A 19,086-nucleotide genomic window follows, 5' to 3' on the forward strand; every position below is an offset into this window, starting at 1 on the left:
ATGGACCAAACGAAAACCCCGCCCGGTCAATCCGGGCGGGGTTTTACGATCGGCTCAGTCGCCGTTGCGGCGGGACGGGCGCGACCAGATGAGGTTGAAGGTCTCGCCGTCCTCATCGTCGAAGAGGTTGGCGTAGATTGGAGCGGTGAAGCTCGGATCGTCGAGCTTGAGGCCCAGATAATCGCGGCCCTCGTTGGACTGCTTGGTCCAGGCGGCGCCGATCTCTGCTCGGCCGACCATCACCCGATGCGAGGGGGCATTGTCGTTGGCGCGGTTGGCGTCGGGAACGATGCGGACGCCTTTGGCCTGGACGCTGAGGGTGACGATGTCGCCGACGAACTCGTTGTTGGCGGTCTTCTTGAAGGTGCCGATGGTAGCCATATTAAGTCTCCAGTCTTGATCCACGAGGCCCGTGCCCATCACGGTCTCGATGGCTTGGGACATGACCGGGGCTGCCGCGGCCGCAGTCGTCAGACCTGAAGCGTCAGCGGAAGACGGCGGTGGGGCGCTTTTTTGTCCCGCGCGGAATGACGGCGCAGCCGGCAGGGGAAAAAAGTGACCCAGAGCCGTTGCGGCCATGAGCGGCAGAGGCGAAGCCGGTCCCGGTCATCAAAGCCATGAAGAGAGGCCGTTTAGGCACTGGCCTGGATCCGCCAGCAGGAGACGTGGCGTCTATCTCTAGGCCCTTCCAGAAGCCCGGCATGGCCATCGTGGTTTCGGATAGTCGTGCGTGCAGACAGGAGGGACGGTTCTTCCTGACCAAGGGTCTGGCAATGCCCCTTTGGGCGGTAGCGACGGCGGAACTGACCGGCCCCAACTGGCCTGTGTCGAGCCACGCCGCCCTATCGGGCATGCGTCGCCGACGGACGCCCCCCCTCCTATCCGTCCACCTCCGATGAATCAGGTAAGGCCGCGGCAAATCGCCCTGCCGCTTCCCGGTCGTCAAATGCGCCCATGGCGTGAAAAGCCCCGCCCGGGTCGACCGGACGGGGCGTGTTTGGAGACGTTGGGATTGAAGTTTAGACCGCAGGCTTTAGCATTCGTTGCGCCGCGAGAGCTGCGCACCCTGCTGCGGCGATGACGCCGAAGACGACACCAGTGGAACCCATGAGGGCGGCCAAAGCGTGCGCGATGGAATAACCGACAAGCGCTGCTGGAATCGCGAAGATCAGCGCAAGCGCGATCCTTCCCTGCGGATTGGTGAGCTTGAGTGCGGCAAACCGGCTCGCGGCGATTACGGCTATGAAGGCGAGTGTTCCAATCAGGAAGGCTATAAACGGCGAATAGCCGATTTGGCTGGCGCCAAAGCCGGCGGCTACGCCAAGCGCGATCGGCAGCGCCAACGTCGCGCCCGCGAATAGCTGGTAGATGAGATATCCGACCCCGGTGAGGGTCAAGGGAAGCACGATCGGCATGGCGTCACATCCTTGTTGCAAGGGGTTGGACGCGCTTCCACCAGCCGCCACAGCGCGCATCGAATATAGCGGGAATTGCCCGGAGACGAAAGCGTCCCCGGGTGCGATCGATGGGCCGGCTCGCATCTACTGGGCGAATACATCATATTCTCGGACGATATGGTCGGCGTCGCCGTCGTAATCGGCGCTTGCCATTGCGGTATAGCCGTCGTCCGTTTCAATCAGGATGATGATCACCTTGAGCGTGCAGGCGAGGTTCCAGGCGTAGCGTTGGGCGGCTTCGAGGCTCATGATCGACTCCTGTCGTTCGGAGCGGAGCCACTCCCCGCTCGACAGGCGCTGACGCATCCGGGCACGCGACCGCGATCACCGCGCTGGGACGAAGGCCCAAGCGGCCGCATGCGAAGCATAGCGGACCCCTTGAGGGTTGATCGTGGAAGGTCGCGGGTACGGAAAGGACTAGCGCCTCAAAGAGCGGGAAGTGGTTTCGCTCAATGGACAGGATCTGCCCGAAGATCGCTTCGCGGTGGACATTCCGGTCCGAGCCTCGACTGAGCGCCGAAGGACTCCGAAACGTCGAATGACATGTTGCGTGGGAACGGGGTAAGCATATCATCGATGAGGTGAGCGATTCTGAGCCCGAGCCTCTCGTGCAAATGAACTTTGCGCCGGACTTGCCGCATTTCGGCAAGCATTTCGATCACCATGGCCGATCGGGGATGCGGACGTTTCGCATCGATGTGCAGGATTTTACGCACGACGGTCTCGTCCTGATCGGCGGCACGATCATTCGTGGCAGCGAGACCTTTCAAACGGGAATTGTCCGGGACTGTACCGGCCAGCAGATCTCGATGATCATGACGGAAAGCGAATATATGCGGCTTTCCAACGGGCCATTGCCTTAGTTCGGGTGTTGGACCGACGCCCGTTCGGGTCGGGCGTCAGCCCGACCGTTTGCGAAAGTCCCACAGGCGAATACCCATCTTGCGCGCCTTGTCGGCAAGATTGTCCTGGATACCAGTGCCCGGAAAGATGATCACGCCCTTGGGCATCGCGTCCAGCATCGCATCGTTGCGCTTGAACGGGGCTGCTTTCTTGTGGCGCTCCCAATCGGGCTTGTAGGGCTTTTGTGGGACGTTGCGATCACGGGCCCAGCAGGCGGCAATTCGTTCGGCACCGGTTGGCGTCGCTCCATGCAGCAGGATCATCTCCGGCAGTTGGGCGTGGAGCTTGTCGAGTGTCGCATAGATCAACTGGTGGTCGTTGAAGTCGGCGCCGCCGGTGAATGCGATCCTGACCCCATCAGGGTTTAGGACGCGGGCATCCTGATACGCACGCCTGCCAATGTGCTTGCGGCTGTCGAGCACCGCTGACGTCAGCATCTTGCGGTTGACCACCGGACCGGAGCGCGGGAGCCAAGCTTTGCGGATGTGGATGCGGAACTGTTCTGCAGCGGCATCGCGGTAGAATTCCATGGTGTCGCGCCGCTCGATCATCGTGATGCCCTCGGCGATCCGGCGTTCCAGCTCGACCGATTTGACCTCGCTGCCGTCCTGCTCGCGCTGCAGGCGCTTCTGCTCGCGCTCATTGTCGTCGAGCTCGCGCTCGATCCGTTCACCGGCACGGTGGAAGACATTGACGAAGCCCCAGGCGAGATTTTCTAGATCGGGTTCGATCCGCGTGTCGATCAGCGGCGATACCAGTGCGTCGAAGATGTCGGCGATGGCGCCGCCGGCAATACGGCCGTCGGGCAAGGGGCGATGATCGGGTTCGTCCTCGAACGGGCGATGGCCGTAAAGCTGCATTTCCTGGAGAAGGTAGGCAGTTGAACCGGGCTGCGGGTCAGAGGAATCGTTGTCGGTAGTCATGCAAGCCTCCGTCGCTTGGGTGACCGCGCCACTCGCGGCCTTCCTGGCGACGACAAGGCGGCGGACGGCCCGGGCCTGCACCGCGCCCATCGGGGCGCGGCCGGAGCGGCAGCGGAGGATGGCAACGCCAAGGCTATTTTGGTTCGCGCTGCAAAGGGGCGTCCGCCCCGGCGGAAAATAGCCGCAGGCGATGCCATTGTTGACCCGGGCCGTTTGCAGCAGTCGCCCTCTGATGGAAGGCCGGGCGCGGCCCTCCACGCGGATAGGGGATGCACTGCCGATGTCGGTCGCAAACGCTGACGCCCGGGTCAGATCACCGACAGCAGGCGATCGGTATCCTCGGTCCGGAGTTGAAGGCGCACGTTCGACGCCAGTCCCTCGCGGCCAAAAGCCAACAGGTCGCTGTTAAAGTCGTCGAGCTTGGGTTCGAGCGGCACAATCTCGATTGCGGCCTGATCGGCTCGCTCGGTCAACGTCGCTAACGCGACCGTGCCGGCAGGGTCATCGTCACGCGCGACATAGAGGCGCTGAAGCCCGACCGGAAAGCGAGTGGCGGCGAGATGGGCTGCCGAAAGGGCGGCAATCGCGGACGTGGAGGGCATGACCTGCCGCAGCGAAAGCAGGGTTTCGATACCCTCGCCAGCCAGCATGATCGGTCCTGCACCGCCGAACCGCACGCCCATGCCGAGGAGATCGCCCATCGCCCGGCGCGGGGTGGCGATCGGTGCCTTGCCGGTGCCGTCGAGTGCGAGCCATGTGCGGTGGCAACCGGTGATGGTGCCATCATCATCGGTGACGGCGGCGATCAGTGCCGGGAACGCATTAGCCGTGCCGGGTGCGTCATCGTCGGATGGGCGATACCAGCAGCGCGGATGGAATCGCAGCCAGCGTTCGCTGCGAATGCCGATGACGCCCCGTGCGCGAAGATAGCGCTGGGCGAGCGTGCCGGCGAGCGGACGCGAAGCGGCGAACAGGCGCTGCGCCGCTTTGCGCGAGCCTGAGGGCGCGGTAGGCTCGTTGGGGTCGAATGTCTGCGTCTCTCGCGGCAGTGCCAGAAAGCGCCGGGCTTCATCGAGCGTGTCGGCCAATAGGTGGTGTCCGCAACGCGACCGGATCAGGTCGAGCAGATCGCCATGCTCACCGGTGGCGGCGTCGGTCCATTTGCCGGCGGCGCCCTTGCCGCGTTCGCCGCCCTTCAGACGGACATAGAGGCTGCGCCCCTTGGAGCCTTGGATGTCGCCGGCGATCCAGTAGCGCCCTTCTCGATGACCGGCTGCCAGATAGTGACGGCAGACAGCTTCCGCGTTGCGCGCAAGCTGCCGGGAAAGGTCCGAGGCGGTGCCGGCCATAAGCCTCTCCGATGAAAAGGGGGCCTGCCGATGCGACAGGCCCCGGATGAGAGGGAGCTATTCCGCCGCGATGGCGAAATGCTCGTCGCCCTCGCCGCCATCCTGCTCCGATGCAGCTTCGGCTTCCACGGCCGTTTCGCCGTCGATCGCCGCCGGTTCTTCGACCGGTTCGACGGCGGGGGTGCGGAGCGGCTCGGCGAGCCAGCCGCTGTCCGCAAGCACGCGCTCGGCCTCCTTGGCCATGTCGGGCTTCTTCATGCCCGTCATGCGCGCGGCGACCTCGATGCCCTTGGCCTCCTCGACGGCAGCGAGGATGCGGACCTTGGTTACCCGGCCAAGGTAATTGTCGACCGTGGCGGTCCAGCCGGCGGCGACCATGTCAAGATCGGCCGCACGGGCAAGCACATGGCTGTGCTCAATCCGGCCGGAGACGGTGCGCGCCGAGACCCTGCCCTCATTGTAGCGATTGGCCGGCTCCCACACCGCATTGATGCCGAACGACGCACAATGGGCGAAGAGCGCCGCCTGATCTTCGGCGCCAAACGCGACCAACACATCCCACAGCTCCGTCGGCTGATCGGGAAGCCGTTCGGACCAGTTCGCATGCCGTGCGTCGATCGCCTGCGCGACGGCGCTGTCGTTGAGCTCCGGCGCATGGGTGCCGAGGCTGCCGCCCCGCACCGAGATTTCGACGCAGCTCGCCGCGCTCGAGTAATGATAGAAAGTGTCAAGCACGATGGCGTGGAGAACCGCGGCGAATGCGACCTGCGGGTGGCTGGCGACCGCATTGCGCAGCGCGAGCGTGCGATGCGTGGTCAGTTCGGTGACCAGACGGTCGGGCAGCGGACGCAGTAGATCGTCCTGTTCGTCCTCATCGGCGCCCTCGACAGCGCCAGGTGCACCACCGACGGAAACGATCGCGGGACCTGCGTCGGCGTCGTCGGCGCGATGCCCTCTATCGTCGAGCGGGATGGTGCCATCGTCGGCGCTTTCCACCGGCTCCTCGGCAGGTTCATCCTCGGGTCGAATGTAGCCGCGCTCGACATAGAGCGAGCCGTCGCTGTCGATGCTGACGAACACGCCAGCGCGGGCCATTTCGGTTGCTTGGTAGACCAGCGGGCGAGAGACGATCGCGCTGATCTCCTCGTCGATCGCGGTGACGCGGGCGTCGACCTCGTCCGGCACTTCGGCCGCGCCCGACCATTCCTCTTCGAGTGCATCTGCTTCCTCGCGAAGGGCAGCCAGCCGAGCTTCGTCGGCGTCGGTCATCTCGGGCTGGTCGCCATCGATGACGCGCATGCCGTCGTCATAGTCGTAGGGAAAATCGACCGCGACCGCGACCCACTTCCAGCCCTCCTCACCGATGCGCGCGCCCTCGGCCTTCAGCTTCTCGTCAACCATGCGATCGAGCAAGGCCACGTCCTGCAGCCAGCCGCCCTGATCGTCCTCGAACAGGTCGCGAAGGACATAGCCGCCGGCGACGAGATAGGCGTCGAGACCGACGAAGCGGACCCGCTTGTCCGTGGCGCGCACCGACTGCTCGGTCAGTTTGGAACGGATCATATAAGGCTGCTGGTTGTAGCTCGACTGGAGCATCTCCCAGACCTGCTCCTGCCGCTCATGATCTTCCGAGACTGAGAAGGCCATCAGCTGTTCGAGTGTCATGCCGTCGTCGGCATAGACCTCGTGCAGCTTGGGAGACACGGACGCGAGGCGCAGCCGCTGCTTCACGACGGCGGGCGTCACCATGAAGGTGGCCGCGATCGTCTCGATATCGGTGCCCTGGGTCACGAGCTGCTGCATCGCGCGGAACTGGTCGAGCGGATGCAGCGCTTCGCGATGGACATTCTCGGCGAGCGAATCTTCCTCGGCGGAGATCTGGTCATCGTCGCGCACGATGCAGGGCACCGGCTCGGTCTTGGCCATCCGGCGCTGCTTCACCAGCTTTTCCAGCGCGCGGAAGCGGCGACCGCCGGCCGGGACCTCGAACAGGCCGGTTTCGGCGCCGTCGGCATCGCGCTGCGCCCGCACGGTCAGGCTCTGGAGCAGGCCGCGGCGAGCGATGTCGGTGGCGAGGGCGTCGATGGACACGCCCGCCTTGACGCGCCGGACATTGGCCTGGCTCAGCACCAGCTGGTTGAACGGGATGTCCCGCGAACCGCTGAGGACGATCTTCACATGCTTGGTCATGGGTCTTCTCCATGACGGGCGGCCGGGAGACTCTCTCTCGACCCTCAACCCGTCATGGAGCCGGCGCAGCCCTCTCCCTCTAGGAGGGTGAGAGCCGCGCCAACGCTCCGGACTTGGGTCAGTGATCAGGAGGCAGGCCGGTTGGGGGTGATCCCCGGAACAGCGCCTCGGTCCAGAGGATCGATCCGGTCAGGCGGGACCATGCCGCCCAGACCGAAAGCGGCACGCCAGATGAGAAGTTCTGATCGATCTCGATCCCCATGCCGAACGGCAGTCGGATCGCGGAGAGCTCGCTCAGCGACCAGGGACCGATCTCTGGGCAGCCAAAGCCAAGGTCAGCCAGGCCCCAGAGCACATCGTCATCCTCGGCGAGTTCGGTGGCGAGCCAGGTCTGTGCCCCCAGCGGATTGAAGAATTTGACCAGCGGCGCCGGGTCGGGCTCGGGGATTTCGCGCTCGACCGCCGCTCGGCGATTGATGTGATTGGCCCGCAGCGCATAGCGGACGATCGGTGGCAGAACGATCATGTGACCGCTCCTTTCGATATGAGGTGGATATCGCTGATCAGGTGGCGGCGAGCAGCTTGGCGGCCTTGCCCTCAAGCTCGAGGCGCGTGTCCTGATACGGCTTGTCACGCGCGACTGCGGTGATGCCCTGGACGAAGTCGAAGATCGACGCCGGGGGATGGCCTTCCTCGTCAAGGACGGCGGTGATGATCCGGTCGGTGTCACCTTTTGAGAAGCCGCGCTTGCGCAGAAAGGACTGCCGATCCTCGTCGGTGCGAGCGACCAGCCGTTCGCGTGCCGCCTTGATGCCTGCCATGAAGGGCGCGGGCGACGATGTCGCGAAATTCTCCAGCGCCGGCGCCGCCTCATGCGCGAATCGGTTGGCGGCGAACTTGCTGTGCCGGATACTGATCTCCTCGAAGCCCTCGGCGCCCCAGATGTTGCGGTTCATGCAGACCGCCCGGAGATAGAATGAGGCGATGCCGAGCGTTTTGGAGCCCACTTCGCTGTTCGATGCGTAGAAGCCGCGGAAAAAGAGATCGGGATCGCCGTTAGGCAGACGGCCTGCCTCGATCGGATGGGCATCGTCGACCAGGAACAGGAAGACGTCGCGGTCACTCGCATAGAGCGTGGTCGTATCCTTGGTCACCTCGACAAACGGGTTGTGGGTCATGGTCGACCAGTCGAGCAGGCCGGGCACTTTCCAGCGCGTGTCGCCGGTGCCGTCGCCGGCGATCTTCATGACCGCGGCGACGAGTTCATGATCCCAGATGCGGCCGTAGTCCGGCCCGGTGACGGCGCGCAATTCGATCCGACCATCGTCGGTCTCCAGGGTTTTCATGAGTTCGGCGCGATGCGAGAGCAGGCCGTGCTGCATGTTGATGCCGGCAAGTGGCGCGGGCAGCTGTCGGAGGTAACCAGCAGGTGCGCCGACAAGGCTGCAGAGCTGGCCGAACGACCAATGGGTCGGCATGACCGGCTCGTCGCGGCCGGGCATAAGTAGCGCCAGACGCTCTGCGTCGTCGCGGCTCGCCTCAACCCGGACGTCACGGGTCTCAACGGTTCGTGCGGTGGCACGCTCGGCCCGGGCTTTGACGGCGGCGAGGAGCGACGACAACGAAAGGAACCGCTCATCGTCGGGCCGCGAAAACCACTCGGAGGAAACGCGGCCGATGCGCTGGCCGCGTGAGATGTCGACCTTATAGCCCGCCGAAACCGGCCTGGGCGTGTCGGATTGCGTGAGGATCGTCGCCATGGGAAGTCTCCGCGACGGGCACCGAGAGCCTCTCTCTCAGCCTTTACCCGTCACGGGATTTGCCGAGATTCTCTCACTCTCAGGGGCGTTGCGGGGGCGGAGCCGCCCGCAGAAGGGGTTCGCGGCGATCGCGGCGCCGCGTCAGGGGAAGGCATTCCCCTTCAGCGTCGTCTAGTCCTTCGGCTTCTTCTTGCGGCGCTTGGGCTTTGCGTCCCACCGAGCTTCAACCTCCCGCTGAAAATCGACATAGCCTTTCCAGGCCCGCTCGTTGGTCCGCAGGATGCTGACCTCGATATAGTCGGCACGCAGCCTTTCGAGGATGGTGGTGAGACCGGCAGCCATTTCGTGACGGCCGGCGTCGATTTCATCCCAGGCCGTCTGGCGGGAGCCCGTCAGCGGCATATCTCCGGGACTGCTGAAGACATGCGATTTTCCGCTGGGCGTCGAATTATACTCGTCGACATGGGCGAGAGCCCGGAGCCACCCGCCATAAAACTTGTCGACTGCCTCGCGCAGCACGGGGTCGTACACGCTGAACAGGCTGTTCTCGGCGACCCCGCGAAAATTCTCGAAGAACCAGATTGCCTTGTCGGTGATCATGTGGGGCAGCTCTTCGATATGCTGCTGGAGGGTGGGGAGATGGAGCGTGTCCATCAGCCAGCGCATATTCTCGACATCGTGATCGTGCTCGATCTTCTCGCGTGACAGCCCCTTGATCTCGGCCGGACGCTTCGGATTCTTGTCGAGAACCGCCTTGAGCGCGATCTCCAGCAGCTTGCTGAGATCGTCGCGTTTCGTCGATGGATCGGTCAGGGCGTAGCTATAGGGGCTCGCTCGGTTCTGGGCGAAGTCGAAGGGGAGATCGGCCGGGAAATTGCCGATCGCCGTGTTGAACAGCAGGATGATGCGGTCCCAACCCAGCGTCGCCACGGCATAGCCGAGCTCGTAGCCCACATTTGGGTTAGGGCATGGCCGCTGCGCATCCGGCGCGGTGACGGTGGTGATGTCGGCGATGAAGATCGACGCCGCGTCGATCTTCTCGACGATCTTGTCGTAGATCTTCGGACTGCCGCTGGTATCGCGGGTCGCCTCGTCGGGGACCAGCTTCAGTTTGGGGTTGGCCGTCTCCAGGCGCTTGCAGGCCCCGGCCAGCGCTTTGCGGATCGCATTGAGGTTGGTCTTCTTGGGCGAGTCGCTCTGCCACGAATAGAAGACGTGAACGGCGGTCTTTTTCTTTGCCATGAGGCTAGTCTTCCAGACGATGGCGAATGCGTGCTTTTGGCATGTCGGCGAGCGGTCGCCGCTCCCTGTTCGGGCCGCCTGCCGCTTTCCAGAGTCGCGCGCGGCGACGTGCAGCGGTCAGCGAAAGGTCCATGAGGTGCGCGACCGCGAGCGGTGACTTCCCCATGTCGTAGAGGAGATAGCATGTCTCGACGCCGCGCGGGGTGAGGCGCTGGCTTGTGCCGTAGCGATTCTCGGGCCAGCGCGGATCGAACAGGCCGGTGAGTTCGCTGCCCTGGAGCGACAATTCGGCGTTGAGCTGGGCAATATCGCCGCGTCGTTGGCGCATCAGGGCTCGAATGCGGCGTTCGAGGGCTTTGAGGTCCGCGCTGAGCACGCGCTCGGTACTCTCGAAGAACATGCCGCGCATGTCGATTTCGAGGACATAGTGATGGGCTGCCATGCGCTCCGACAACAGACGGCGAGCGGCGCGCAACTGATCGAGCGCTTCATAGTCGTGGGTCTGTCGGTCGGGGTAATAGTCAAGCCATTCCCGCACGGTCCGATCGGTGGTGAGGTCCGCGGTCACATGATCGAGGTGATGCGCGATGCCGTTGCGCCGAGCGATCAGACCGACCATGTGTCGCCGCTCGTCGTCGGTCAGAATGCCGTCTTCCACGAGATGGTCGAAGGCGCGCTTCTGCTTTTTGCCCTCCTGGGATGGCCCGCTTCCTCCGGCTTGCTGCGTTGCGCTTTGTCCGCGCCAGCGCAGCTGCGCGGCAACGCCATTGATGACGTCGCGCTTCAGTTCCTCGGCATAATAGAGGATCAGGATCATCTGGAGCGCGCGGTGTCGAATGAGGCATCGCTCCAACTCCGGCGCTCGCGAACCCATCGGATCGGTATAGTGCCGCTTGCGCCCGACATCGGACGCCTGATCCTCGCTGTTCGCCTCCGTCGTCACTTCTTCGGACCGAAATTTGCCGCAAAATAGTCGATCACTTCAGCCGCCTGGGTGCCACGCCGAAACTGCTTCTGTTCCGCGAAATCGACACTTGGAATCAGGTGAATGAATTGATCCTCGGCATAGAGCGGCATCAGTTTCTCCGGGTCCAAGCCGTCAGCGCGCAGACCTGTCATGACGTTTGCGGCCTCCAGCGCCGCGCCGATCATGACATCGGCCAATTGGACGGCCGGGCTCGCCTTGGAGTCGACCTGGACAACCTCGGTCAGCTTGAGCGGGAATTTGAAGCTGGCGATCTCCGATTGGCGGAGCTCGATCTCCCCCTCATGGTCGATGAAGCGGCACAGGAGGTCGTGATAGGTGGCGAGGTTTTTCGACTGATCGTGCTCGACCCGATAGGGGCCGTCGCTCATCACCTCCATGCGGGTAATGAGCGATTGCAGGACGACCAATGCCGCGTCGGTGCTCACGCCTTCGGTTGCAATCGCCGACAAACATTCGGGGGCGGCATATTGGGCGAGCGGCCCGAGAGCCTCGGGAAACTCCCGCCACTTGGTCTTTCGTGCCGCCCGAACCAGATCCTTGAGGGCTGCGGGCGTCTTTTCCTTTGTCGCGCGCTGGAACGCGGCGAGCATTGCTTCGAACTCGGACTCGCCGAGCAGTGTCGGACCTGCTGTCGCGAGCAGCGAGGCCATTCCGTAATTCTGTCCGTCCTCGTAGAAATTGCAGCCGCGTTCAAAGTACCACGGCTCGACGGCATAGTCGCAGAACATGAGGATCAGCAGGAACCGCTTGTCGCAGACATATGTCACGGATTTATGCGCGCGCAGCAGTTCAGTGAGGAGCGCGAGCAGGCGCGGATGGTTGCCGGGACGGCGCGAGAGCGCGCGATATTTCAGCTCGCTCGCCTGCAGTCGCGGGAAATACTCCTTGATCAGGCGTGCGGCCTCGTCATCCTCGATCGCAATGGCGGTCGCACCCTGGAACCGTTGGTCGCGGTTCAGGAGATCGAAGCCGGTGTAGCCGCTCTCGTCGATCCGGAAGCATTCCATGGCTCAGAAGGGAATCACGCCGGCGCGATGGAGGGCAAGAACCTCTTCGCGGTCGACAAAGCCATGCTCATGGATGGCGCGATGCTCCGGAAAACTGGCGAAGAGAGCGTGACGCTCAACGCCGAGGATCGGTCGCCGCCCCGGAAACTGGTGGGCGGTGAGATCGTATAGCGATCCTGCCGCCCGCACCCAGAAGTGATGCTCATGCAGGCGCGGCTTCGTGCCTCGAATGATCGTGACGTCCGGGAGCCCATATTTGTCTTCGAGCAGATAGCTGAAGATCATCGACACGCTTTCGCAGCAATTGCGCGGATAAGAGTGGCTGAATGGGAATTCGAACGCGTCGGTAGCGCGGTTTTCGGTCAGGAAGTCGATCAGGACGCTCGCCGACCGGCTGATTTGTGCCTTCAGGCCGACGTCTTCTGAAGGGCGCTTGACACGCCCAATCGCGGCCCCTGGTGCTGCGGGACTATTCGGCAAGGCTGGCACCGCGCCCGTTCAGTGCGATCCGGCACGCGCTGCGTGCCGCAACAGGTAGACACTGACGGCGGAAGCGAGGGTCACGACCAGCTCGGCCTCTTCGAAGCTGGGCTCGCGCCCTTCCTGGATGTGGCGCCCCTGCTCTGATGCGAACCCCCAGAGGCGGTGGAGCGCGCCGTCGAGCGGCTGCGGGATGGTGAGCCGCTTGATGATCTGGCCCAGGGTATCGGTGCTCCCATCGACCTCCCGCGCAACGCATTCGAGAGCCGCCATTGCGTGCTGGATCGCGCCGGTGACATCGGCGGAAGGGCGACGCGAAATGTCCTTGAGCGCTTCGTGAACTTCGTTAGCCGCGGTTGGGCTTCCGGCCTGCTGCATGGTGGCGACAGCATCGCGGGTCGCCAGGGTAAAGGCTTCCGACCCGCGGAAGACGATGCGTCCTTCCTCCATCTGCCAGCCGACGCCGTGTTCCCGAAAGAACTGGGTCAGGCGACGCGAATATTCGGCCTGCTTGGTGCCGGTATAATCGTCGCGGGCAATCTCGGCGTAGATGCGCTCGGCAATGTCGTAGACCTTGTACCAGGGCGCGTCGTCGATCAGCCGATGGACCTCGTTCTCGATATTGCCCGGCGACCAATTGTTGAGATCGGGACGCTTGAGCAGCACCTCGCAGACCGTGTCGCGCATGCCGCCCGGCCCCATGCCCGCGGCATAGCCCAACATCAGGACAGCGGCTCGAACCTCCTCCGGGGCGTCCTCCCGGGTGGTGATTTCGACGTCGGCGCCGTGATAGCCATGGCGTTCCGAGAATGAAGCTGAGTCTGTCATAGGGCAGCGATGTTATGGCACTCTTAGCCGCGATACAATTCCTTGGTCATTGCGCGTAAACACCAAGGAATTATATCATCGCCTATGGAAACTGCGAGTCACCGCGATCGGGCCCTTGAGGTCGCACGCCAGTGCGGCATTGCGCGAGGCCGCGACTTCGATGCGGCCGGTGTCACGAGGGCAACGGTGCAGCGGCTGCGCGAGCAGGGTATTCTGCAGCAGATCGGGCGCGGTCTCTACAAACTCGCGGATGCGTCGATCGAAAGCAGCACCAGTCTGGCGGAAGCAGCCCGGATCCAGCCCAAAGGCGTGATCTGCCTCCTGTCGGCACTGCAATATCACGAGCTGACCACGCAGACGCCGCACATGGTCTGGATGATGCTGGGACAGAAAGATTGGGCACCGGTGAACGCATCGGTCGCGCTCAAGATCGTGCGCGCCAGCGGTGAAGCGCTCACGGCCGGTGTCGAGACCCATATGATCGATGGGGTGCCGGTTCCGATCACCGACCCGGCAAAGACGGTCGCCGACTGCTTCAAGCATCGGAACAAGATCGGTATCGATGTGGCGGTCGAGGCGCTGCGCGACTTTATGAAGACCCGCTCCCGCCGCGATCTCAATCAGATCTACCGCTATGCGCAGATGGATCGCGTTCAAGCGGTGATGCGGCCGTATCTCGAGGCGATGGTGTGAGCCTGGCACCGAAGAATGTCGCGATCTCGGTCCGCGACCGCCTCGTTGCGCGGGCGCGCAGCCGGCGGGAAAACGCGCAGCTGCTGATGACGCGCTATGTCATCGAGCGATTGCTCTATCGGTTGAGCCGTTCGCCGTATCGAGACCGTTTCATCCTGAAGGGCGCAATGCTTTTCAGCCTGTGGGCCGACGCGCCGTACCGCGCGACCGGCGATCTCGATCTGCTCGGGGCCGGCGAGAATGCGCCGGACAAGCTGGCCTCGGTGTTTCAGGAAATCCTCGCCGTTGAGGTCGAGGATGATGGAATCCTGTTCCGGCCGGACACGCTGAAGGCTGCTGCTGCGCGCGCCGAGGATGAATATGCCGGCGTCCGGATCGACTTTCTCGCCGAACTCGCGGGCGCACGCCTGCCGGTGCACATCGACATTGGTTATGGCGATGCGGTTACCCCAGCGCCTATCGACATACGCTATCCCTCGATGCTCGATCAGCCGATGGCGGAGTTGCTCGCCTATCCGCCGGAAACGGTCGTTGCGGAGAAATTCCAGGCGATGGTGGCGCTCGATATGATCAACACCCGCCTGAAGGACTTCTACGATCTTTGGGCCATCGCCAATACGTTCGAATTCAACGGCACAGTGCTGGCGCGCGCGATCGCCGCGACCTTCGAGCGGCGCCAGACGAAAATGCCGGAGCAAGTCCCGGCTGCGTTGACCGCAGCCTATGCCGACGAGAGGCAGGGCCAGTGGGCCGCCTTTCTCAGGCGCACCGAAATTGCGCTGGCGCCAGAGCCGTTTCCGGTTGTTCAGGCGCAGATCGAGCGGTTGGTGATGCCGCCAGCCGCAGCCCTGGCTGGCGGCGCGGCCTTTGAGGGGCGCTGGCGTCCCGGCGGCCCGTGGGAGATATGATCATGGAGGTTGTCAAGGCAACGCCCGCCGATCTCGCCGCGGTCCTCACGTGGCTCAAGCGAGAATATGAGGAGGACGGCGAAGGCTTCTGGTGCAACCGCCGGATCATCGAGAGCGCTCTTGAGCATGGCGATCTCTGGGTCATTCGGTGCGACGATGAGCCCGTCGCCGTGCAGGTGGGCGACTATGCGCCTGACATTGTCAGTGTCCGCAAGGACTGCCGCCGACAGGGGCTGGGGGATGCGCTATTCGCGGCATCATTGCAGCGGGCGATGGACGACAATGTGAATGTCCTGTCGATCGAATGTTCGCCGCGAAGCTCGTGGACCTTCTGGCAGCGCCATGGTTTCGAACGGTTCGGTGACCTGAGGGAGTGGGGCACGATCACCGCACGGCGTATCCTATCACGGTCGTTCGACCTGCCTGCCGACCTGCCCACCGCCGACGTCGTGATCGGCTTCTATCCGGAGGCGGCAACCTACGGGAGCGGCCCCGTTCCGCCGATCGCGTCCCATCGTGTTCGCGGTGGGCGCATCGATGATGGCGCGATCATGCTAGAGCGCCGGGTCATCGGTCTTTGCGATGACGAGCCGGAGGGAAAAGATCTTGCCGTCAAGATCGAGGTCGATGGTGAGGTTCGCTGCTTCTGCAAGGCGAAATATGAGGAAGCCGAGGAAGCTGGCGTGACACGGGATTGGAAAGGCGGAGCATTCTATATCGATGCGGTTGAGCCCGCTGACGGGTGATCGCAAGGCCGGCATGCTCAACTTTCCGTCGCGCTTTCACACTGGGATGTCTGCGGACGCAGTGATCTGCGCGGCGTAAATCGAGATTATGACGCACCTAGTCCACGTCGCGCTTCATTATGGCTACGTCACTTTGGATCGCGTCGTAGATGCCCATGTTCATCGCGAGGAAACTGCCGTCACTGAGCCGATCTAGCTCAACGAAACCAGCTCTTTCAAAAATTAGCCAAATGTTCCGTTCGCCGCGTTTCAGCAACAGCTGAAGTGCGACAAGACGCCGACGCATCAACTGGCATCCAAGCTCGTCCAAATCGCCCGGCCAAGCGCCCTCGTGGAAGAGGCGATGGACAAAGTAATCACGCTTATCTTTGATCCATTTCAGATAAGCGATGTCGGCATCGTCGATTTCGTGGCGCTCGAGAATCTTGATCAATGATCCCAAGGTGGAACCCTCAAGCAAAGCTTCTTTTGCCACCGATCGCTCCCAAGCACCCTGATCCGGTCCGAGCGCCTTCTGCAACTTGACCCGGTCGCACATGTGCATTGCCGAGATGAGCATGCTTTCGAACTTGCCAACAGCAAGATAGGCTCCGGCCATTTCTTGGCAGTAGAGGAAGCGAGCAACATCGAGGTCAGACATTGATTGAATGATCGCCGATAGCTCCTTCTTGCCGACTGCGGTCTTGAACACTCTGGCCTCGATTATTCCGTGATCCGCAACGCTATCATGCTGCCGGGCATCTAACGATCCCGATCAGACCGGTTGGCGAGCTACACGGCATCCGTTTTTGACAGCGAACCGGACCCCGTCGCCACGGTCGTGAATACGACGAACATCTCGCCGATGAGCAAATAGGCCGATGTTACCTGTGAATTGGCCCGGCAGACTTTGGTTAGCCACAAGAGACGGGAGAAATTTGGTCAAACGTGAGGCATCGTCGGGGGGCGTTAGCTGCAGATTATGGTCCACAGAGCGGCTTTATCTCGCAATTCCAGTGCCTTATCAAATCTCACAACGGTGCGTCGACGAATATCACGGTGAAATACGTCGAACTATTGCAAAAATGGGGGGCCATGATTACCTTGAAATTCGTGATGGAGACGACTCGTGGCTGACAGTGAAAAGAGGACGAATTTTGTGCGCTTGGCGGAAGGGCGCACACAGATTGCGTTGGACGCGATCCGCAAGTTGGGGAATCTTTCGAACCGTCGCGCCTACGAATTTAGCGACGCCGATATCCGGAAGATCAGCAAAGCGCTGAAGGAGGCGGTGTCCGACCTCGAGAAGCGCTTCGGATCGTCCAATGAGCCTTCGGACAGCTTCAAGCTCTAAACAGGGATGAGACCATGCGGCCGGAACACCTCGGAATTGGTGACAAGACGTTCCTGATCAACCGGCTGATTCAGCAGGCGCCTATCAACACGCTCATCCGCGAATTCTTCAAGAACGCCGACGAGAATGCAGCGCTCGCGCCCGAAGGCAATCGGCGCGTCGAGATTTTCCCCACGGTGATCGACGGCGTGCGGAAGCTGACCTTCTGGAACACCGGCGTCGGGATGAGCGCGGCCGAGCTGCGGCGCGCGACCGACCTGAGTTCATCGGTCAACAAGATGATGGCGCTCGACGGAAACTTTGGCATCGGCGCAAAGGTATCAGGGCTCGCCGCGTCGCCTGATGGGATCCGCTATCGGTCCTGCAAGGACGGAGAAGTCAACGAGGTCACGATCGGATGGGACGAGGAGGAACAGACCTATGTTCGCTTCTCCGTGCAACTGGCTGATGGCCAGACCGATACGATCTATGATGTCACTTCAGTCGTCCAGGCGGCGGGGACAGCCACCGATTTCGACTGGACGGAAGTGGTGCTGTTTGGCGAAAGCCTTGACCACGATACGGTTGCCGAGCCGATCGGCACAGGCGTGTCGGTTGACCGCAGCTTCATTGCCACCTCCATTTTTAGGCGTTTCGTGTCATTCTCGCCGGGTGTGCAAGTGCGCATCGACGTCTCGATGACTAAAGGTGGCGGCAAGGACGAAACAGGTAAGTTCCGCCAACTCCGCACGCTCGACGAAATTCTCGATCGGCTTCCGCGTCATGAAGACGTCATCGATGTGGAGACGGGCATAGCCGTTCGTTACATCCATGACCCCAAGCACGAAGGATCAAGCCATACCTACAGTGCTCGGGCCAACGCAGCGACCGGATCAACGACATTCCTGGCTCTGGTTTACCGCGATGAACGGTATGACTTTCGCACGCAGAAAGTATGGTCGTCGGTCGCACCCACGTTCGGGATACCATTCGGATCGAAGGTATTGACGGTTGAAATCCGGCTGCCGGATGATGCGGCATTTCCAAACCAGTACCGCGATGCCCTTACGTGGCGCCACGATCGATCGCCGCTTACTGCCGATCAACATGCCTATCTGGTCCGGCAGCTCATGCCCGACTGGGTGAAGGAGGTCATCAGGTCGGAATCCCCCGACAGCGCCGATGATCTGAACGATCTTCAATCCGACCTTCAGTCACTGCTCGACGAGCTTCGCGTGCCGACCAATGTCGTTAAGAAGAGCCCGGAACAGATCACTCGGTCTGAAGCCAATGACGCCGGGCTTGCCGAGCCTGAACCGACGACGCTCCAGTCTGAGGAAGACGAGGAGAAAGTCCTAGGGATCAGGCCGGCGGTAAAACCGAGTGAGCCCCGGGCATCGACATCGCGCGTGCGAATGGCGCCTGAAGGCGCGACCGCGTCGAAGCTTGCGCGGGCGCTTGAGCGCGCTCCTGAGATCAAAATTCTCACCGAAGCCGACGAGATTGCCGATCGCGAGATGAAAGGCCGAGCCGCCCGCTTCTACCCGGAGGTACAAACGCTGTTCGTGAACGGTCTGTATCCGGTCGTCGCCAAGATGGCGGACGAACTGTCAAACGAGTTTTCTGATGCCGAAGATCCGGACGAAGCACGCGCAACCGCATTGCAGGCGTCCCAGCGCACTCTGGCTTTCAGAGTTGGGAAGGCCACCTGTTTCGCTCTGGCAAAGCGCATGCTCGACGACTGGTCGACCGAAGATCTTGAACGCGCGACGTCGCCAGAATCTCTATCGATGGCGGCCGACGATTATCGTCAAAGTCTGGCGTCAGCGCGCAAATGGATCAAAGACCGCGTGCGAATGGCCAGTGTCAGTGCATTGGGATAACCGGCATGCGCAACCATTCGTTTCAGTCGCAGATTGCCCAGTGTGAGCGATGACGGCCGACCACTGTCTATGTCTGATTGTGACTCAGGAAATCGTCGACGCCGCGGCCAACTCGCCGCTGCGGCGGGTGGTTTCCATTGTAACGCCTCGCTCACTAACCTCGGCCGGCGATCTGCTACACAAGTATCTCATGATGAAGCGCGCCTAGCGCCGGAAGGGTTTCTGTGAGGATCGCTCATCTCGAGATCAGGAATTACCGCGGAATCCGATCCCTCGACTGGTCGCCATCGCCGGGCATGAACTGCCTCATTGGACCAGGGGATTCGACCAAAACAACGATCCTTGATGCGATCGACCTCGCGCTCAATCCGCGTAGCAATTACCTCGGCGACGATACCGACTTCCATAATCTCGATT

At 62.3% G+C, this 19,086-nt stretch carries 20 protein-coding genes and 1 pseudogene; 7 read left to right on the top strand and 14 right to left on the bottom strand.

Features of this window, described 5'->3' with window-relative positions:
* Nucleotides 1-54 precede the first annotated feature (54 nt).
* The 3 genes from ACETPF_RS03565 to ACETPF_RS03575 all read right to left on the bottom strand — a co-directional run bounded on the left by ACETPF_RS03565 (nt 55) and on the right by ACETPF_RS03575 (nt 1,706).
* Complete coding sequence (locus ACETPF_RS03565; RefSeq protein ID WP_373932881.1) at nt 55-381, bottom strand: DUF736 domain-containing protein; 327 nt, start codon at nt 379-381, stop codon at nt 55-57.
* A 638-nt stretch (nt 382-1,019) separates the two neighbouring features.
* On the bottom strand, nt 1,020-1,415 hold the full coding sequence (locus ACETPF_RS03570) for a hypothetical protein (RefSeq protein ID WP_373932882.1): 396 nt from the start codon (nt 1,413-1,415) through the stop codon (nt 1,020-1,022).
* A gap of 126 nt (nt 1,416-1,541) precedes the next feature.
* Nucleotides 1,542-1,706 carry a hypothetical protein gene (locus ACETPF_RS03575; RefSeq protein WP_373932883.1) on the bottom strand — a complete coding sequence of 55 codons (165 nt, stop codon included), beginning with the start codon at nt 1,704-1,706 and terminating at the stop codon, nt 1,542-1,544.
* Between the two features lie 365 nt (nt 1,707-2,071).
* Between ACETPF_RS03575 and ACETPF_RS03580 the strand changes: the two genes are divergently transcribed.
* Nucleotides 2,072-2,320, top strand: coding sequence for a hypothetical protein (locus ACETPF_RS03580; protein ID WP_373932884.1), 249 nt, complete (start codon nt 2,072-2,074; stop codon nt 2,318-2,320).
* A 36-nt stretch (nt 2,321-2,356) separates the two neighbouring features.
* Here the strand turns inward: ACETPF_RS03580 and ACETPF_RS03585 are convergent, their stop codons facing one another.
* From ACETPF_RS03585 to ACETPF_RS03630, 10 genes are all read right to left on the bottom strand, one after another.
* Nucleotides 2,357-3,283, bottom strand: a complete 927-nt coding sequence (locus ACETPF_RS03585) for a DUF2493 domain-containing protein (protein WP_373932885.1) — start codon at nt 3,281-3,283, stop codon at nt 2,357-2,359.
* Between the two features lie 308 nt (nt 3,284-3,591).
* Nucleotides 3,592-4,632: a DUF7146 domain-containing protein gene (locus ACETPF_RS03590; RefSeq protein ID WP_373932886.1), complete on the bottom strand. Its 1,041-nt coding sequence runs from the start codon at nt 4,630-4,632 to the stop codon at nt 3,592-3,594.
* Nucleotides 4,633-4,689: 57 nt separating this feature from the next.
* Nucleotides 4,690-6,822, bottom strand: coding sequence for a ParB/RepB/Spo0J family partition protein (locus ACETPF_RS03595; RefSeq protein ID WP_373932887.1), 2,133 nt, complete (start codon nt 6,820-6,822; stop codon nt 4,690-4,692).
* Between the two features lie 118 nt (nt 6,823-6,940).
* On the bottom strand, nt 6,941-7,348 hold the full coding sequence (locus ACETPF_RS03600; protein WP_373932888.1) for a DUF2958 domain-containing protein: 408 nt from the start codon (nt 7,346-7,348) through the stop codon (nt 6,941-6,943).
* Nucleotides 7,349-7,385: 37 nt separating this feature from the next.
* Entirely contained in the window at nt 7,386-8,582 is a 1,197-nt protein-coding gene (locus ACETPF_RS03605; RefSeq protein ID WP_373932889.1) for a DUF932 domain-containing protein, read from the bottom strand.
* A 171-nt stretch (nt 8,583-8,753) separates the two neighbouring features.
* The gene (locus tag ACETPF_RS03610) at nt 8,754-9,824 is read right to left on the bottom strand and encodes a hypothetical protein (RefSeq protein WP_373932890.1); all 1,071 of its coding nucleotides are present in this window, start codon (nt 9,822-9,824) and stop codon (nt 8,754-8,756) included.
* Between the two features lie 4 nt (nt 9,825-9,828).
* Entirely contained in the window at nt 9,829-10,641 is an 813-nt protein-coding gene (locus tag ACETPF_RS03615) for a hypothetical protein (RefSeq protein WP_373932891.1), read from the bottom strand.
* 122 nt (nt 10,642-10,763) lie between these two features.
* Entirely contained in the window at nt 10,764-11,819 is a 1,056-nt protein-coding gene (locus tag ACETPF_RS03620) for a hypothetical protein (protein WP_373932892.1), read from the bottom strand.
* A 3-nt stretch (nt 11,820-11,822) separates the two neighbouring features.
* On the bottom strand, nt 11,823-12,110 hold the full coding sequence (locus ACETPF_RS03625; RefSeq protein ID WP_373932893.1) for a hypothetical protein: 288 nt from the start codon (nt 12,108-12,110) through the stop codon (nt 11,823-11,825).
* Nucleotides 12,111-12,317: 207 nt separating this feature from the next.
* Complete coding sequence (locus tag ACETPF_RS03630; protein WP_373932894.1) at nt 12,318-13,127, bottom strand: AbiJ-NTD4 domain-containing protein; 810 nt, start codon at nt 13,125-13,127, stop codon at nt 12,318-12,320.
* A gap of 84 nt (nt 13,128-13,211) precedes the next feature.
* Between ACETPF_RS03630 and ACETPF_RS03635 the strand changes: the two genes are divergently transcribed.
* From ACETPF_RS03635 to ACETPF_RS03645, 3 genes are read left to right on the top strand one after another with little or no spacing between them, the layout of a single operon-like run.
* Nucleotides 13,212-13,820: a type IV toxin-antitoxin system AbiEi family antitoxin domain-containing protein gene (locus ACETPF_RS03635; protein WP_373932895.1), complete on the top strand. Its 609-nt coding sequence runs from the start codon at nt 13,212-13,214 to the stop codon at nt 13,818-13,820.
* Nucleotides 13,817-14,728, top strand: a complete 912-nt coding sequence (locus ACETPF_RS03640; RefSeq protein ID WP_373932896.1) for a nucleotidyl transferase AbiEii/AbiGii toxin family protein — start codon at nt 13,817-13,819, stop codon at nt 14,726-14,728. The genes ACETPF_RS03635 and ACETPF_RS03640 overlap by 4 nt, the downstream gene beginning before the upstream one ends.
* A complete protein-coding gene (locus ACETPF_RS03645; protein ID WP_373932897.1) occupies nt 14,725-15,474 on the top strand; it encodes a GNAT family N-acetyltransferase in 750 nt (249 codons plus the stop codon). Before ACETPF_RS03640 ends, ACETPF_RS03645 begins: the two co-directional genes overlap by 4 nt.
* Before the next feature lie 97 nt (nt 15,475-15,571).
* Here the strand turns inward: ACETPF_RS03645 and ACETPF_RS03650 are convergent, their stop codons facing one another.
* A complete protein-coding gene (locus ACETPF_RS03650; RefSeq protein WP_373932898.1) occupies nt 15,572-16,165 on the bottom strand; it encodes a hypothetical protein in 594 nt (197 codons plus the stop codon).
* Nucleotides 16,166-16,582: 417 nt separating this feature from the next.
* Between ACETPF_RS03650 and ACETPF_RS03655 the strand changes: the two genes are divergently transcribed.
* The 3 genes and pseudogenes from ACETPF_RS03655 to ACETPF_RS03665 all read left to right on the top strand — a co-directional run.
* Nucleotides 16,583-16,807 carry a hypothetical protein gene (locus ACETPF_RS03655; protein ID WP_039289897.1) on the top strand — a complete coding sequence of 75 codons (225 nt, stop codon included), beginning with the start codon at nt 16,583-16,585 and terminating at the stop codon, nt 16,805-16,807.
* 14 nt (nt 16,808-16,821) lie between these two features.
* Nucleotides 16,822-18,669, top strand: a complete 1,848-nt coding sequence (locus tag ACETPF_RS03660; RefSeq protein WP_373932899.1) for a hypothetical protein — start codon at nt 16,822-16,824, stop codon at nt 18,667-18,669.
* A 224-nt stretch (nt 18,670-18,893) separates the two neighbouring features.
* Nucleotides 18,894-19,073, top strand: a pseudogene (locus tag ACETPF_RS03665) (AAA family ATPase); the annotation flags it as partial.
* Nucleotides 19,074-19,086: the final 13 nt, after the last annotated feature.

It is taken from the genome of Sphingobium agrisoli (assembly GCF_041877245.1).
Lineage (GTDB): Bacteria > Pseudomonadota > Alphaproteobacteria > Sphingomonadales > Sphingomonadaceae > Sphingobium.